The 15408-nt window shown below is 43.7% G+C and carries 10 protein-coding genes and 1 pseudogene; 2 read left to right on the top strand and 9 right to left on the bottom strand.

The window, feature by feature from the left end; translation table 11 throughout:
• Positions 1 to 4 precede the first annotated feature (4 nt).
• From HMPREF9944_RS10980 to HMPREF9944_RS10965, 4 genes are all read right to left on the bottom strand, one after another.
• Positions 5 to 493, bottom strand: coding sequence for a Fur family transcriptional regulator (locus tag HMPREF9944_RS10980; protein WP_008566369.1), 489 nt, complete (start codon positions 491 to 493; stop codon positions 5 to 7).
• A 69-nt stretch (positions 494 to 562) separates the two neighbouring features.
• A complete protein-coding gene (locus HMPREF9944_RS10975) occupies positions 563 to 1171 on the bottom strand; it encodes a DNA alkylation repair protein (protein ID WP_008566367.1) in 609 nt (202 codons plus the stop codon).
• Between the two features lie 203 nt (positions 1172 to 1374).
• Positions 1375 to 3309, bottom strand: a complete 1935-nt coding sequence (locus tag HMPREF9944_RS10970; protein WP_008566366.1) for a dipeptidyl-peptidase 3 family protein — start codon at positions 3307 to 3309, stop codon at positions 1375 to 1377.
• Between the two features lie 76 nt (positions 3310 to 3385).
• On the bottom strand, positions 3386 to 3883 hold the full coding sequence (locus HMPREF9944_RS10965; RefSeq protein WP_008566365.1) for a helix-turn-helix domain-containing protein: 498 nt from the start codon (positions 3881 to 3883) through the stop codon (positions 3386 to 3388).
• Positions 3884 to 4022: 139 nt separating this feature from the next.
• On the opposite strand from HMPREF9944_RS10965, the gene HMPREF9944_RS10960 reads away from it, so the two are divergent.
• Positions 4023 to 5198, top strand: a complete 1176-nt coding sequence (locus HMPREF9944_RS10960; RefSeq protein ID WP_008566364.1) for an alkaline phosphatase family protein — start codon at positions 4023 to 4025, stop codon at positions 5196 to 5198.
• Positions 5199 to 5939: 741 nt separating this feature from the next.
• On the opposite strand, the pseudogene HMPREF9944_RS13565 reads toward HMPREF9944_RS10960, so the two are convergent.
• From HMPREF9944_RS13565 to HMPREF9944_RS10935, 4 genes and pseudogenes are all read right to left on the bottom strand, one after another.
• Positions 5940 to 6129, bottom strand: a pseudogene (locus HMPREF9944_RS13565) (IS30 family transposase); the annotation flags it as partial.
• A 705-nt stretch (positions 6130 to 6834) separates the two neighbouring features.
• Positions 6835 to 8385 (bottom strand): DUF4957 domain-containing protein, encoded by a 1551-nt coding sequence (locus HMPREF9944_RS10945; RefSeq protein ID WP_044113682.1) that lies wholly within the window; start codon positions 8383 to 8385, stop codon positions 6835 to 6837.
• A gap of 87 nt (positions 8386 to 8472) precedes the next feature.
• On the bottom strand, positions 8473 to 10308 hold the full coding sequence (locus HMPREF9944_RS10940) for a RagB/SusD family nutrient uptake outer membrane protein (RefSeq protein ID WP_008566359.1): 1836 nt from the start codon (positions 10306 to 10308) through the stop codon (positions 8473 to 8475).
• Between the two features lie 13 nt (positions 10309 to 10321).
• Positions 10322 to 13552, bottom strand: coding sequence for a SusC/RagA family TonB-linked outer membrane protein (locus tag HMPREF9944_RS10935; RefSeq protein ID WP_008566358.1), 3231 nt, complete (start codon positions 13550 to 13552; stop codon positions 10322 to 10324).
• 611 nt (positions 13553 to 14163) lie between these two features.
• On the opposite strand from HMPREF9944_RS10935, the gene HMPREF9944_RS10930 reads away from it, so the two are divergent.
• Complete coding sequence (locus HMPREF9944_RS10930) at positions 14164 to 14760, top strand: sigma-70 family RNA polymerase sigma factor (protein ID WP_008566357.1); 597 nt, start codon at positions 14164 to 14166, stop codon at positions 14758 to 14760.
• On the opposite strand, the gene rpe is transcribed toward HMPREF9944_RS10930, so the two are convergent.
• Positions 14757 to 15407 carry a ribulose-phosphate 3-epimerase gene (gene rpe, locus HMPREF9944_RS10925; protein WP_044113680.1) on the bottom strand — a complete coding sequence of 217 codons (651 nt, stop codon included), beginning with the start codon at positions 15405 to 15407 and terminating at the stop codon, positions 14757 to 14759. The two genes, HMPREF9944_RS10930 and rpe, sit on opposite strands and share 4 nt — an antisense overlap.
• Position 15408 lies beyond the last annotated feature (1 nt).

Genomic DNA, 15408 nt, shown 5'->3' with positions numbered 1-15408 from the left:
CAGATTATTGCTTTTTAATTCCTATACTGTTTTTAACCTTATGTTGTCGCATTGAATTGGGTTGACACCTATTGCACACCCCGTACAGATAGAGCATAAAATCATCTTTGCAAAAACGTTTGGGTTTCATCTTATCAATTGTATCCACTATTTCCGTACAGTTTAAGTAAGTAGTCTTCCCACATATCCTGCATATCTGTTGAATGTGCCCATGTTCAAGAGAAGAGGCTTCGTACACAACGGAACCTAACAACTGATGTTTGACAACCAATCCTAATTTCGAAAATAATTTTACACAGTTATAGAGTGTCGCCCTACTTACGCGGAAACATTTTTTATCAAGAATATCATTCAATGTTTCTATGGTGAAATGACCGTCCACGCTGTATATCGCCTCCAATACAGCATAGCGTTCGGGAGTCTTGCGATGACGATCCGTTTCCAAACATCTATTCAAAATCTCGTAAGCCCTTTGTATGTCCTCTTTCACCATTGAAATAATTTGATGTACAAAAATAACAACTTTACGTCAGATTGGAAAATATAATAACATTATTTTAATTTAAAAATCTATGACATTGTGCAATGCCTTACGCGCTATCAGTTCATACTCACGACCCAGTTCCATAAAGTTCATAACAGCATTTATTGCTGCATGTTTGACTCCCATGTTGTCACAAACCAAAGCCGTGGCCGCCTGATCAAGAAATTCGTTAATGCCTCGTTCATTGGGTTTCATACCTTTTCCAAATAAGCGACTTAGTAAACTATAACCACAAATCTGGTATAGAATTTTATCTGAGGCAATACACTCAAAGGCTAAAACAGAGGCGTAATCGACATACTGAAATAGATTCATAGCCAGCAATTCGGCAATTTCTTGCATCTCGGTCTGCTCTAACCACACATCAGCCAACTCTGCATCCATTCTTTCCGCAGGCATAATCAGCGTCGCGAGAATCTTGCATTCACGTATGTTCTCCTTAAACAAAGCAATCGCCAAATCATAGTCTTTTCCATATTCTTTAGCCTGCTCATTCAAACTGACCAAAGGTATGCCCCAATTGATTTTATAATCTACCCCTTTCGCGCGCATAGACTGCGAAACCGGGCCATTCATCTCAAGTCTGAAACTCTGTTTGATTGCTTTCAGTTTATCTTTCAATTCCATATCTTCTGTTTTTTTTATCTAAATCGGTCGCCGGTAAGTTTGCACCGGCGGCGCAGTTAACATTTCTTTGTGTTTGACGCTTGCGCACCCTGCGCAGTTAACACATGTTTACGTTTGAAGCTTTCGCCCCGGGGCGCAACCCACTTTTCTTTCCGTTTGATGCTTTCGCCCGCGGGCGCAAGGGCGATGACCGTTCCGGAGGGTTAATATTCGCCTGAATAACGCATCATCTGATGCGTATAACTTTCGGTATAATCCAATTCTATATCGACAATATTGCCGGCAGCATCATATTTCGGCTTCATCCATGGATTCAGAAATCCTTTATAGGGTGCAATTCCCAACTTCTCATAGCGTTTGTGGATTTCTTGATGCAGTTGGAAGTCGATATGAACGGCATATTTCTCAACGAGCATTCGTGCCTTTTCATAATCTCCCTCGCTTTTTATACGCTGGATTTCGGCCAGTTGACGGGCAAAAATATTTCTGAGTCGCTCGTAATCTTTCACCATCACATCATGTTTACCATCATGAATTTCCAATGAAACAATTTGATGTTCCGTGTCCATGTCAAGTGCCCAATTTGCAATCAAGGCTCTGTTTCTCATGTGTGCCTCCTCTATATTTTTGCCCAATTCTATTCGTACCGATTGTGTCAGCAATCCATTCAGCATATAAGTATAATATTGACTCTTATAAGCTTCTCTATTGGGCAGTAAACCTAACGCTAACATTTTATCATCAGCTAAATAATAGAGTCCGAATAAATCTGCACGTGCTTCTTCAATGGTGTTACCATAAGCTTTCAAAGCGTCCGGGGCAGTATCTTTTAATAACTGCCCGCTTCCATGTCCGAGACACTCATGCATATCCGTATGGAGAACATCGCAAATAGCTCCATACTCATTAATGAGTTGGCGTGTTTTACTGTCTATCACGAATTCTGACATAAAGTCACTGCCATGGGAGACCTTGTTGTATACGTCTATAAGATTGCCGATGGTAACGCTTTTTGATCCATACTCGGCTCTGATCCAATCAGCATTCGGAAGATTAATACCTATTGCCGTCGAGGGATACTCATCTCCCCCAAGCATAGCTGCACAAACGACATTTGCAGTTACACCTCTCACCGTCTTCTTCTTGAATCTGTCGTCTATCGGAGAATGATCTTCAAACCATTGGGCATTTTCACTAATCAATTGTGTACGCTTTGTAGCAATGACGTCTTTATATTCTACAATGCCTTCCCATGAACCTTTGAGCCCTAAAGGGTCTCCATATACTTCTATAAATCCATTGATAAAATCAATCTGCCCTTCATGCTCTTTGAGCCATGCAACAGAATATTCATCGAACAAGGCCAAGTCGCCCGTTTGATAATATTTGATGAGCATGGAAATTATCTTTTCCTGCTGTTTATTTTCAGCATATTGCTTGGCTTTACTCAGCCAATGGATGATTTGGCAGATTTTTTCCCCATACAAACCATCAGCCTTATAGACCAATTCTTTCACTTCTCCGTTGATTTTGATCAATTTAGAATTAAGTCCATAAGATGCCGGTCGCGTTTCGCCATCTGCTTTAAGGCTCCCATAAAACTGTTCGACTTCTTTTTGGGAAACATCTTCGTAGAAATTGCATGCCGATGTTCTTATCAAATCAACTCCCTCGGTCTTATTTACTCGTTTTGGTAAGTAATCTTCATCAAAAATAACCTTTAAGAGTTCGGCCCGTAATTCCTGCTTGGCATCATCAGAACTTAATCCCAACAGCTCATACGGCAAGGCATCATAGGCCTCACAAAAAAAACTCTTGCTGAATTTAGGCGTAAACTTGTCGCAATTATAATGATGATAGATACCATTTGAAAACCATACACGTTTTAGATAAATAACCAACGCTCTGAAATCTTGATTATCACGGTTGCCATCATAATTAAGATAGATACATTCAAACACCTTGCGTATTCTCAGATTATATTTACCAAATTGATCAAATGTGATATCTCTACCCGACAAGACCGCTTTAGACAAATAATAAATATAAATCTTTTGTCGAAGAGACAATTCTTCAAATCCAACAAGTTTATATCTAAGAATTTGAATGTCTGCAAACTTTTCGTCTATATACTTCATATTATTCATACAAAATCAAAGCCCACAACAAGAGGACAATCACCTTGCTGTGGACTTCGAAATATAAAAATTAGAATCATTCAACACTAAGTATCGATAATTTATTTTTTACACCAAGTTTCCTTCCACGTCTTTTTGGCATCTCCAGTTGTAAAGGATATTGTTGACAATGACGAAGCTTGTAGTCACGGGGTGTACAACCATTTAATCTAAAGAAAGAAGCATAAAACGACTGACGATTAGAAAATCCCACCATATCTGAAATATCTTCCATATTCAAATCCTTATAACGTTTGTCCACGAGCAGAGTCATGGCTTCTTCTATACGGTATTTATTGACAAATGAAGTATAATTCATATGAAACCTTACATTTACAACTGCCGAAATATAACGCGTATTTGTACTCAAATCATCGGCAAGTTTTTTTGCGGAATAATCCTTATCCTTATATTTTTTCTGTATCAAAATAATATCAAGAATTTTCTCTTTCAAATCGTCCATTAATCCCGGACTTATCAAGGTTTGGTAAGCTGCTTCTTTTTCCCGCTTTTCGGTAATATTATACTTTGCCATACATAGAAATAATTAAATAGTTATCCTCCTTTATGTCGCAAATATAGATATAAAAAATTAATTTATCAAGTTTTTGGACATTATTTTTTATAAAAATTTGGTAACTTTGTCGAAGTAAATAACTTGATATAACCAAAATATGAAGAAAATCATTATTGCCATTATTGCTCTTATCTTTACAACATCAACATCGGCCCATAAAGAGTTTTATACCATAATTGTCTCTCTTGATGGTTGTCGCTGGGATTATCCGGAATGGTATGACACACCTTTCTTGAACTACATGGCAGAGAAAGGCGTCAAATCAGGATTAATCCCCTCCTATCCCTCAAAAACATTTCCTAATCATTATACGTTAGCAACAGGCCTCTATCCCGATCATCATGGCATCATCGCAAACTCTTTTATTAATAGAAAAGATGGAGTTGTCTTTTCTCTTGGCAATCCTAAGACAAAGGTTGATAGCAGATTCTATGGAGGGGAGCCCATATGGGTTACTGCCAAGAAACAAGGCAAACGAGTATTCACGTATCATTGGCCGGGAAGCGATGTCAAGATAAAGAATCAATATCCCGATGTTTGGTTCAACTACAACAAGCACCATCTGACGGTGAGCGAACGTATCACATTGGCCTCGCAAGCCATCAATGGAGCGAGCGCGCCCGAGCTCATCATGATTTACTTTGAAGAGCCTGATCACCAAGGCCACAACTACGGTCCACAAGACCCGCAGACGAAGAATGCACTGCGAAACATGGACGCACAACTTTCCGAACTATGGCAAAACATACAGCAGGGGCCGCGCAAAGACAGCGTGAACCTCATCATCGTTTCCGACCATGGAATGACATTGGTAAGCCCGGAACGGAAAATTGAATGCAAAAAATACCTCAACCCCAAATGGTATGAACGCATCGAAGGTAACCTTCCGGCACAGATTTACTGCAAGAAAGGCTACGTCGATTCCGTCTACAATGCGCTCAAAGACCTCCAGCATCAGCGCGTGTGGAAGAAGCAGGACGTGCCCGCTTATCTTCATTATGGCACACATGAAAACATAGGAGATGTCATTGTCGACCCACAAGAGGGCTGGTTGGTGACCGATGGAACCGTGAATAGAGGCGGAATGCACGGCTATGACCCCACATATAGCGACATGCAAGCTGTATTTCGGGCGATAGGACCGAGCTTCAAGCATATCGACTATCCTCATTTCCGGAATGTCAATGTCTATACTCTCCTATGCCATCTCATCGGTATAACTCCGGCTCCCAATGATGGAAATTACATGGAAGTAAGTCCGATACTTAAGTAGTCGCCTAAAGACTTAACCGACAAGTGTAATACTCGACAGCTCCTTTCTGTCATGAACCGCGCGCGTCCGTGAAACAACTATCCAGTGTCAACCTGCGTGCAATCAATCGGCAAATCCGCTTTCGTTGTCTTGCGATGCTCTCGCATGCAGGGCATGAGCAGTCTCCACGCGGTCTTGGCCGGCGGCATGACTTGCGCTTTTTCATGATGAGGAAGTTTGTGCTGCGCTCTACCCTATGTGCGTTCGATATGAGCCCCATGGAAAAAAACAGGAAAAAACTGCGTCTCTGAAGCATCGGATTAACGGAAAACAAAAAAAGAAAGCCCGTCCGACGGCTCGGAAGATAGTAAAATGTAAAGAGAAAGTTCGTCTTCCATGGAAGAAGATAAAAAATGTAAAGGGAAAGTTTTTCTTGCAAACGTCAAAACATAATAGGTGTTAGATGCCCCGCTGGGGCAAACGTTAAACCGAAAGGAAAGTTAAATGCCCGGCTGGAGCAAACGTCAAACCAAAAGGAAAGTTAAATGCTCGGCTTGAGTAAATGTCAAACCAAAAGGAAAGTTAAATACTCAACATGGGCAAACGCTAAACCAAAAGGAAAGTTAAATACTCAACATGGGCAAACGCTAAACCAAAAGGAAAGTTAAATGCCCCACCGGGGCTGTCCGTGGGCGATGATAAAAAATGTAAAAAGAAACTGTCGTTCGATGCCGTAGCGCTATCGGGTGGGTTCTTTTATCCCGAGCTGCGCTCTACCATCGTGAGGATGGTATGGCTGTCCTTGTCGAGAATCAAGTCCATCTCCCAATCTCCGAACTGCCCTGCCGTCAGCCTCCTTGGGACGTTCGTGTATGCTGTCCCTGATGCTCGGGGCCGGGGGGCTCATGCCTGTACAGGGGCTGTTCATCTTATAGCGGCAGTTCGGGGCAAGAACGTCCACTTCTAACATGGAGGTCAACTCTTGCTACCACCCATTAAAAATTGGGCTTCTGTCTTGAATGTTTAGGAATAACTCCTTTCTAAAGGCCGACTAATTAGATAAGTCTCGCCTCATGCCGGGCGGCCATTCTGCAACAGGTGTCTGTATTGACTTTTGTCAAGAAATTGCAGTGACAAGCCATTTTCTCACACGAAATCCTTGCTCGAACGAAAAAACCGAGTTAACTTTGCAGACGTAATTAGGATAACAAGCGAACAAGTACGCATTAAACATTTTAGAAAAATAAAAAGAAAATGGAAAGGATAACTATGACAATTAAGAAAATCGTAATGATGATAGTTCGGGCCTACAAGCATTCAATGAATGACTACGGTGAGGCCTTGTTAAATGGTAGGGGTTACACCTGTGCATAGACATCGGACAAGAATTAAATTCAGGCCGATTGGTTCTCGCCAATCGGCCTTTTTTGTAGTATCGGACCTAATACCGTTGAAGTATGGACTAAATGTCGGCTCAGTAAATTTTATTTTTCCTTAGGAATGATATTAGAACCTCCTCCGGCTCAAAGGAAAGACTCACCTCAAGCTTCCCTCCCCTTGGGAGGGGTAGGACGAGTGTTATTTGAGGGACGGAGTGGGTGTTTGGGGAATTTCAGGGCTCCCCTCCTTTAGAGAGGGTGGGGGAGCTCCCTTTCTGTCATCGTATTGCTCCAACTTTCAAGGCAGCCACGCTTTCGTTGCCAACGGTATAGTCGCCCTTAGTGGGGTCCTTATACTGTGGGTTGCTTCCGTTCCTGCCCGATGTGTCGCCATTCCAAAAGAACTTATTGGCGGGGTCTGAGGGCGCGAAAAGGCTCGCGTTGTTGCAGTTATAGTAGTAGTTGTTGGCGTATTGCGGTGCAGAGGTCGTGGCCTGATTAGTATAAACGGCTTGCGTGTTGCTGAAGATGTTGCCTGCCACTTTGATTTGCTGTCCGCCTTTCTTTCCATTGAAGCGCACGTAGAGGATGCGCTTTCCCGGGGCTCCGTTCATACAATGGTCGATGGTGTTATTTGTTAAAGAAATTTGGGGCACGGGGTTAGAGAAGCTTTTGGCCGCATCATCATAGCGGATGAAGTCACGTTCTGTGGCACAGTTGTAGATGATGTTATTGTCGATGGTAAGTGTTTTAATGTAACCCTTACGGCAGTCGAAGAGGTCGCCTCCATCGCACACCACGTCATGTATGGAGGAGTTTCTGATGGTGACGGCTTCGACGGTAGCTGCGACGTTGATATAGCAGAAGCCTTTAAGGACGGTTCCGCCGGTTTGCGCACCGTAGAACTCGCAGTTGTTAATGTCGAGTGGTGCATAAGTTGTGGCGGTCTTATAGTTAAAGAACTGGTCGTTCGTGGCGTTAGTTGTACCGTCTACGATAACATTCTTCATTGTCAGTCCGGCTCCCTCTTCCAGCTGGAAGCGTCCTTGTATCTTCGGCTTTGCTGTTGGATAGATGCCCTTGATGGTGATACTCTTGTTGACGACCGCAGCCCCCGCGCCTTCGTTTCCTGCACCTGCACTGATTTTGTAGGTGCCGTTGTAGAGGGCGAAGACCTGTCCTTGCGTTGCTTTCTCGAGCATCTCGCTGAAGTTATCGGTGGAGCGGACAATAGTGGCTCCCGACAAGTCGGCAATAGTCTTGAAGGTCTTCGAGCCTCGCTCTTTACCGTTCTTATAGAGTTTGAGGGTATATTCCGTTTCGGGTTGCAGACCGGTGACGCGTGCTCGTCCGTTGTTTTTGTCGTCGGCAGTGAGGGTATATTCCGTTGCTTTCTTTCCGCTGTTCTTGTTGAAGACGACGATTTGGTCGGCTTCTTCTGTTGCGGGCCAATGGGCAATTACGTCTTTGTCGCCCGTGTCCTCAAGAGAGAAAGCCGTGAGAATCTGTTGTGCGGCGGTACGGAAGTAAACGCCTGTCCACTTGGAGTTTCGGGCGGCGTCGGTTGCATCGAGTACCATCACACGGGCTGAATATCTGGTGTCGTAGACAAGGCTTTTCAAGGCGAGCGCAGGGTCGTTCACCTTTGTTGTGATGACTGGCTTTCCCTTGAAGTCGAGACTGTCGTCGGCATAGACCTCCACTTGGTAGGCCTTGGCACCAGTGGTTGCCGTCCAAGTCAGCGTGGCACCGTTTTCCCCAATATTCTTTACTTCGAGTCCTATAGGCGAGAAGTTTCTCTCGAAAATGATATCATGGATTTCTTCCATGGGGTTCCCGCATGATGCAAGGCCTATAGTGAGGCCCAGCATGCAAGTTGCGGCGATATAATTTGTTTTCATGTTTGTTCTTATTCGTTAGTTAGATGATTGTCCGTAATTGCCGTTGTTATTCAACAGCCCGTTGCTTTTGTCGATGAAGGTCTGCCAAATGGGCCAGAGACAGTGAGTGCTGGGCTTCACAGCATATAGTCCGCCGATATAGTCATCGGTGAGTATGTTGAGGCCCGTCTTGCTGTCAACGAACCAGTTCTTCGAGGTCCAACCCTCGGCCTTCAGTCGTTTAATTACGGTGTCGTCGTCCTCCCCCTTGTCAAGTCCATAGATTTTGATGTTTGTGGCATCCGTCGTTCCGTTGATATAGACCTTGTCGGGCAGGCCAGCGTATTGTCCTGTTCTGTTGGCAAGGGCCGCAAGTTTCTCCGTTTCTTCCTTCATTTTGCTATCGATGATGCCCCAACGAATCAAGTCGGCCTTGCGCAGCGATTCGCCTGCAAACTCCAATGCCCTTTGCTCGACGATGCCATCGAAGAAGGCTTGGCGGCTTGCCGTGTATTTGGTCTTGAGGGCAGCGACCTTGCTTGCGGGGAGCACCCGCGCGAGCACAGGTTCCATGTAGGTCCATGCTTTGGAAGTGTTACCAAGGGCGTTCTCGGCCTCTGCTGCCATAAGGTAAACATCGGCAAGGCGCATGTACTGCCAATTGATGCCATCATCGTTGGTGGAGGTGACCTTTCGTTTCATCCATTCGTAGCGCAGTTTTCCGAAGCACCACTTGTTGACAGCCCTTAGCTGTACGTAAGCGTTTCCCTTGCTATCGAGATCTTTGCTCCAATCGTATGGAACACAGGTGATATCTCGGCGCGCATCTTCGGGATCGTAGGCATAGTAGAGGGTCGGTGTCGGACCATTGACACCGCCTTGGGCCTGTCCCGTGTATTGGTCTTTGCTGTTATGCTTCACACCTAAGGTATAGAGAACACGCCCGCGCCCGTCCGAGAACGGTATCTCCCAAAGACTTTCACCGCCGGCAGTCACATTGTCTTCACAGAGTTTGATGAAGTTCTCCTTGAACGAGCCGAGTTCGTTACGCTTGGCGTCGATGATGGCTTCACATTCGTCTTTGACAATCCTGTACATCTTCTCCGGTGCCAGTTCGGGGTCTTTGGAAAGGCGATAACCGTCGCCCCGCAGTCCGTATCCTCCGGCGTAAAGGGCAATGCGCGCACGTAGGGCCTTAACGAAGCTCTTGCTGACGCGTTCCGTTGTCTTCGTGATGGCGTTTTGATTGGGCCAGTAACAGTAGTTGCTGGCCTCTTTGAGATCTGACAGGAGCACCTTGTAGATGGAATCACGGTTGGTACGCGGCAGATAAATATTGTCGTTATTGTTGGGCTTGAAGCGTGCCGGAACATCTCCCCATGCCTTTGTGAGGTCAGTGTAGATGACGGCCCTTAACGTTAGTGCCTCTCCTAAAAGCTGAGCCATATCGGGGTTGTTCTTAACGTTTCCGTATTTCCTTAAGCCTTCGATGGCGAGGTTTGCCCGCTCAATACCTTCGTAGAACTTGCCATAGGCATTGTTGTCTGTATTCATCTGCGGGTTGTTTGCCGAAGTATCGTAGTTCCAGAGTGCTTGTTTCTCGTTATTGGCGTTGGCTTTGGAAGGTTGTGTTCCACTTCCCACCTCGACATCGCTGTTCAGCCCGTAATAGGGAAGGAAACGCCCTCGGTAGGAGTTTGTCTCTCCGAAGGAAACGTTGACCGACATGAGTTCGGCTTCCGCCAAAGAGTAGGTCGAAAAGGTTGTGGATTCATCAAGCGAAGACTTCGTGGGCGCATCCACATCACAGGAGCTTAGTGTTACTCCTGCAATTATAACCGATAGTAATGTGTCGTTTATATATTTTTTCATAATAATATTCAATTTAGAAGTTTAGGTTCAAACCAATAACAAATGAACGACTCTTCGGATATGCCGAATAGTCAACGCCAGGTGTCAGTGCAGTCTTCTTGACGGTGTCCGACTCGGGATCGAAACCCGAATAGCCAGTTAAGGTGAAGAGGTTATATCCAGTGCAATAAAGTCGAAGACTATTAATACCGACACGGCGTGTCAATTCCTTTGGAAGCGTGTAGCCCAAGGTTAAAGTGCTGAGACGAAGGAAAGAGGCATCTTCGATAGCCCAGTCCGTCAACACCATCTTGCCCATATAAGGAGACCACATGGTAGTATTTTCGTTGAGTTGGGCAAGGCGTACAGGGTCATTGCTCAAGAGACCTGTTTTTGGGTCGAGGTTGGTCCACCGCTTACCGTCTGCCATTGCATCAATCATGTTACGATAGATGTATTTACCGGTTGTGGTGTATTCAATCTTATTAGCATTGTATTCCTGATTGCCGATTGAATAATTGAACTGAGCGCCTAAATCAAATCCGTAAGCACGAGCATTGATATTGAAGCCACCATAACAGTCGGGAGCTACATCACCGATTTTGGTTTTATCGTTGGCTGTGATTTTATGATCGCCGTCTTGATCTTTGAGCTTTAAAGATCCTGGACGAACCTTTCCTATTACGGCCGTCGCATCGTCAACCCCATCTTTCAGTGTCCACGTATCTGTTGCAGCATTATAGCCGGTGAAGTCAGAAACCTCATATCGACCAGCATTCTGGTAGCCAACAATTTCTCCAACATGACCTCCGACAGCAACGATGTATTCGGGATCAATCTCACTTGATGCCCAATGCGTCTCTTGATAGAAGTTGTTGATTCCAAGTTGTTTGATTTTACTCTTGTTGAAGTTGATATTTCCACTTAGATCAATGCCCCAGTTCTTTTTGTCTATAACATGCCATGTAAATGTTGCTTCAAAACCTTGGTTCTGTGTCTTACCCAAGTTGCGGTATTGCGCCTCATAACCTGTACCTGAAACAGGGAAAGCTATTAACAAGTCTTTTGTCGTATTCTTATAGAATTCAAAACTTCCGTTCAGTTTACCGCGGAGAAGCGTCCAGTCTACACCGATGTTACGTGTAATTGTAGTTTCCCATTTCAAATTAGGGTTAGCCATATAGCTGGATGGTCTCAATGGATTTGAGAACCCATTTACCCATGTACGTTGAGATGAAGTTGCATCATAGGGCATATACTCTTGAATGAGCTGTCCGGATAGAATATTATTGTTACCGGCAGTACCCAAACTGAAACGTAATTTCAAATCATCTATCCAGTTCTTTGTACCTTCCATAAACTTCTCGCTTGTGACACGCCAAGCCAAAGCTGCGGAGGGGAAATAGCCCCATCGGTTATTTTTCGAGAATTTAGACGATGCATCAGCACGGAATGTGAAACTGGCAAGATATTTATCTTTATACGAGTAGTTCGCACGAGTGAAGAAAGAAAGCAACTTATCATCGGGATTGTAGAAATCACTTGTACCCGAGGCAGTTCCTTGTGATGACAGTCTCCATGCAGTATCTGCATCATAAGAAGTTGGGAAGCCCACAACCTGATTGAGGTTGTCATGCTCTTTCGTGATGAGATATTCATGTCCCAGCAACATATTCAAACTATGATTCTTGTTTTTTATGATATTCTTGAAATCATAGTTGATTGTATTCGTGTTACGAAAAGTTTCACGGACGTCATTGTCGAGGCTAATCAACGGATGGTTGGCAAAAGCTTGGTCTGCATAATTTCTGGCTTGATAAGAAGTCAATCCAAAGAAGCGTTGGTCATACATCGTATAATAATCATAACCAAATTCGGTTTTCAATGTAAGGTTCTTGTATACTTCCCAACCAAACGCACCAGCAATATTCAGGTTCTTGTTTTGCTTCTTTCTGTCATTGTCGGCAGCAGAGGTAATCGGGTCATAGATGTTCATGTCGCTATCATCAAATGATGTGTTGGCTTCGTCGAGTCCTTTTAAAGGAATTACCGGATAGATGACGGCATCTTTCAAACGCTTATCAGTGTTGTAGACTCCCTTGGAATCATTTGCCCCTCCACCTCGCACATCAGTATCGCTAAAGCGGGCCTGCAGGTCGAATGTCGTTGTCTTTGAAGGTTTTGTGTTTAGTTTCAGGCTGAAGTTGTCGCGTTTGAAACTTGATCCAACCATGATAGCTTTGTCATAGATGTGTGCATAGCTGAAAGAATACTTGACATTATCCGTTCCACCTGTAACGCTCAAGTTGTGGTTGTAGGTATGACCTGTACGGCCGTATGTCATATCCTGCCAATCGTTACCTTTCACATTATTATATAAGTCCAGGTCCTGATAGTTGCCGAAATAGTCAGTATAGGAACTTATTTTATTAGGATCGTTATTATTTTTCAGCAGTGCAAGTTCATATTGCCACTTGGCATAGTCACCCGGAGAAAGCACATTCATCTTCTTTGCGATTTTCTTCCAGCTATAATATGTGTTGTAGCTTACATTCACTTTACCTACCTTACCGCTTTTTGTTGTAACAAGAATTACACCGTTCGCACCGCGGCTACCATAGATAGCCGTTGAAGAAGCATCTTTCAAAACCGTAATGTCATCAATGTCTGTAGCCGGAATATTGCTGATGTCATCAACTGGAAAACCGTCTACAATGAATAACGGGTCATTACTCTGCGTGATGGAACCACCACCTCGTACGCGGATTCTCACTGTGGCATCGGGAGAACCTTCGGAAGTGCTGACTTGCACACCGGCCAACTTACCTGTCAGTGCCTCGGAAGCCGATGCTACGGGAACAGCGGCAAGGGCCTCATTGCTGACTGTTGCAACAGAACCTGTGATGTCTTTACGCTTTACCGAACCATAGCCAATGACAATAACGTCGTTCAAACTGGTGGCGGCATCTTCAAGAGTTACATGAAGCATGCTCTTACCTGCGGCATCAATGGTCTGCGTCTTCATACCGATGTATGATACCGTTATCTTTTTGCCGTTTCCTTTAAGGTTTAACGTAAAGTTCCCATCAAGGTCGGTGACAACTCCGTTACCTTGCATTCCTTGTTCCATCACCGTAGCTCCGATGACAGGTTCTCCGGAACTATCTTTGACGGTTCCTTTGATTGTCTGTGCAGAAAGGTCTCCTACAAGTAGTAATAGAAAGCCAATAAGCACAATTCGAAATCGATTTAAATTAATAGACATAAATTTCTGATTTGTTAGATTAGTATAGTTTCACAGGGGCAAAAGTAATAAAATATTTGATAGTTTGCAATTTTAATTGAAAATATTTATTGCAAACGACACAAAATCTTCTATCGATTTTCCTTTTGTTAGTTTTCTTCCTTCTGGATTTATATTGTTTCTTTATGAATAACAGATGTTTCGATAGCTTTATAAACACTTTCTTCTACAGTGTAATAGTCTCATTTCCGTATGGAATTCTCATTGCGACTGATAGCCGAATAGAGTCGATATGTTGTGTGTGAAATGTTAAAAAAATGATTTTTCCTTAAAGAAATTTGCTTTTTTCATTTATAAGGTATATATTTGTCACATATTTTTTGATGATTTAGAGCTTTTCTAAATCACTCTCGAGGTTGGAAGCTTCCTGCTCCAACCTCTTTTTTGTCCAAAAAATTTGGTTGTAAGAGAATTTACTCTTATCTTTGCAGTAGGATAGACTGCATGCAGCAAGTTGAGAATCGACTTTATCATGCTTGTTCATGTTATCTATAATTAAAGAAAATATTCACCATAATAATAAAGAACGCCTATAGAAACAGTTTTACTTCGAATTAAATATTTTATAAAGAATGGAAGATTTGAGTGTAATGACTGATGAAGCGTTGGCCATGAGCTATGCCAACGGTAATAATCGGGCGTTTGACGAACTGTTATCGCGTAATCAATCCAAGTTGTTTTCTTATATTCTTTTCGTGGTTCGTAATCGCGAGGTTGCTGACGATGTCTTTCAAGAGACTTTTGTTAAAGTAATAACGCGACTGCAACAAGGAAGATATTCACCGAGTGGTAAGTTTGGTGCATGGCTTGTGCGCATAGCCCATAATATCATTATGGACCTTTATCGCAGTCAGAAGGTACAAAAGATCATTGATACTTCTTCTGATAATGATTTGTCAAACATCGGCGAAGAGAGTCTTCTATCACTTGATATCGAAAGCAAGTATGTCAATACCCAAGTGCTCAGAGATGTCAGAAAGATGATGAATTTGTTGCCGGCTTCTCAACGCGAGGTTGTATATATGCGTTTCTATCAGCAACTTTCGTTCAAAGAGATTGCCGATATGACCAATGTAAGTATCAATACAAGCCTTGGACGTATGCGTTATGCCATTCTGAACCTTCGCAGAATGGCAAAAGAGCATCATATCACCTTGCAGCTGACTTAAAGTTTCTTTAATGCTTGAATGGTAGAGCAGGGGTCGGTGCTCTTGAATACATAGCTACCGCTGACCAAAACGTCCACTCCGGCCTTCACCAATCGTGGTGCGGTCTCTGCCTGCACGCCTCCGTCTACCTCAATGAGCGTATGTGTCTCGGCTTCACTGATCATTTTGCGTAACCGTTCTACTTTCCGAATGGTGTTCTCAATGAATTTCTGCCCGCCAAATCCGGGATTCACACTCATCAACAGCACCATATCTACATCACGAATGATGTCTTCGAGCACACAAACGGGCGTTGCGGGATTCAACGTTACGCCCGCTTTCATGCCCGCAGCATGGATTTCTTGGATCGTTCGGTGCAGGTGTGTGCAGGCTTCATAATGTACATTCATCATCATGGTACCCAATCGGGCCGTCTGTTCAATATAGCGTTCGGGGTGAACAATCATGAAATGCGCGTCTAAAGGCTTCGTACAAACCTTGCTGACCGCTTCGAGTATGGGGAAGCCAAACGAGATGTTAGGAACGAAAACGCCGTCCATAACGTCTAAATGCAACCAATCCGCCTCGCTGTTGTTAATCATTTCGATTTCGTCTTTCAAGTTCAGAAAGTCGGCAGCCAACAACGATGGCGATATTATTGTTTTCATC

It is taken from the genome of Segatella maculosa OT 289 (genome assembly GCF_000243015.1).
Classification (GTDB): domain Bacteria; phylum Bacteroidota; class Bacteroidia; order Bacteroidales; family Bacteroidaceae; genus Prevotella; species Prevotella maculosa.
The sequence above is the reverse complement of the archived record's forward strand: the minus strand, read 5'-3'. Positions and strand labels throughout refer to the sequence as shown.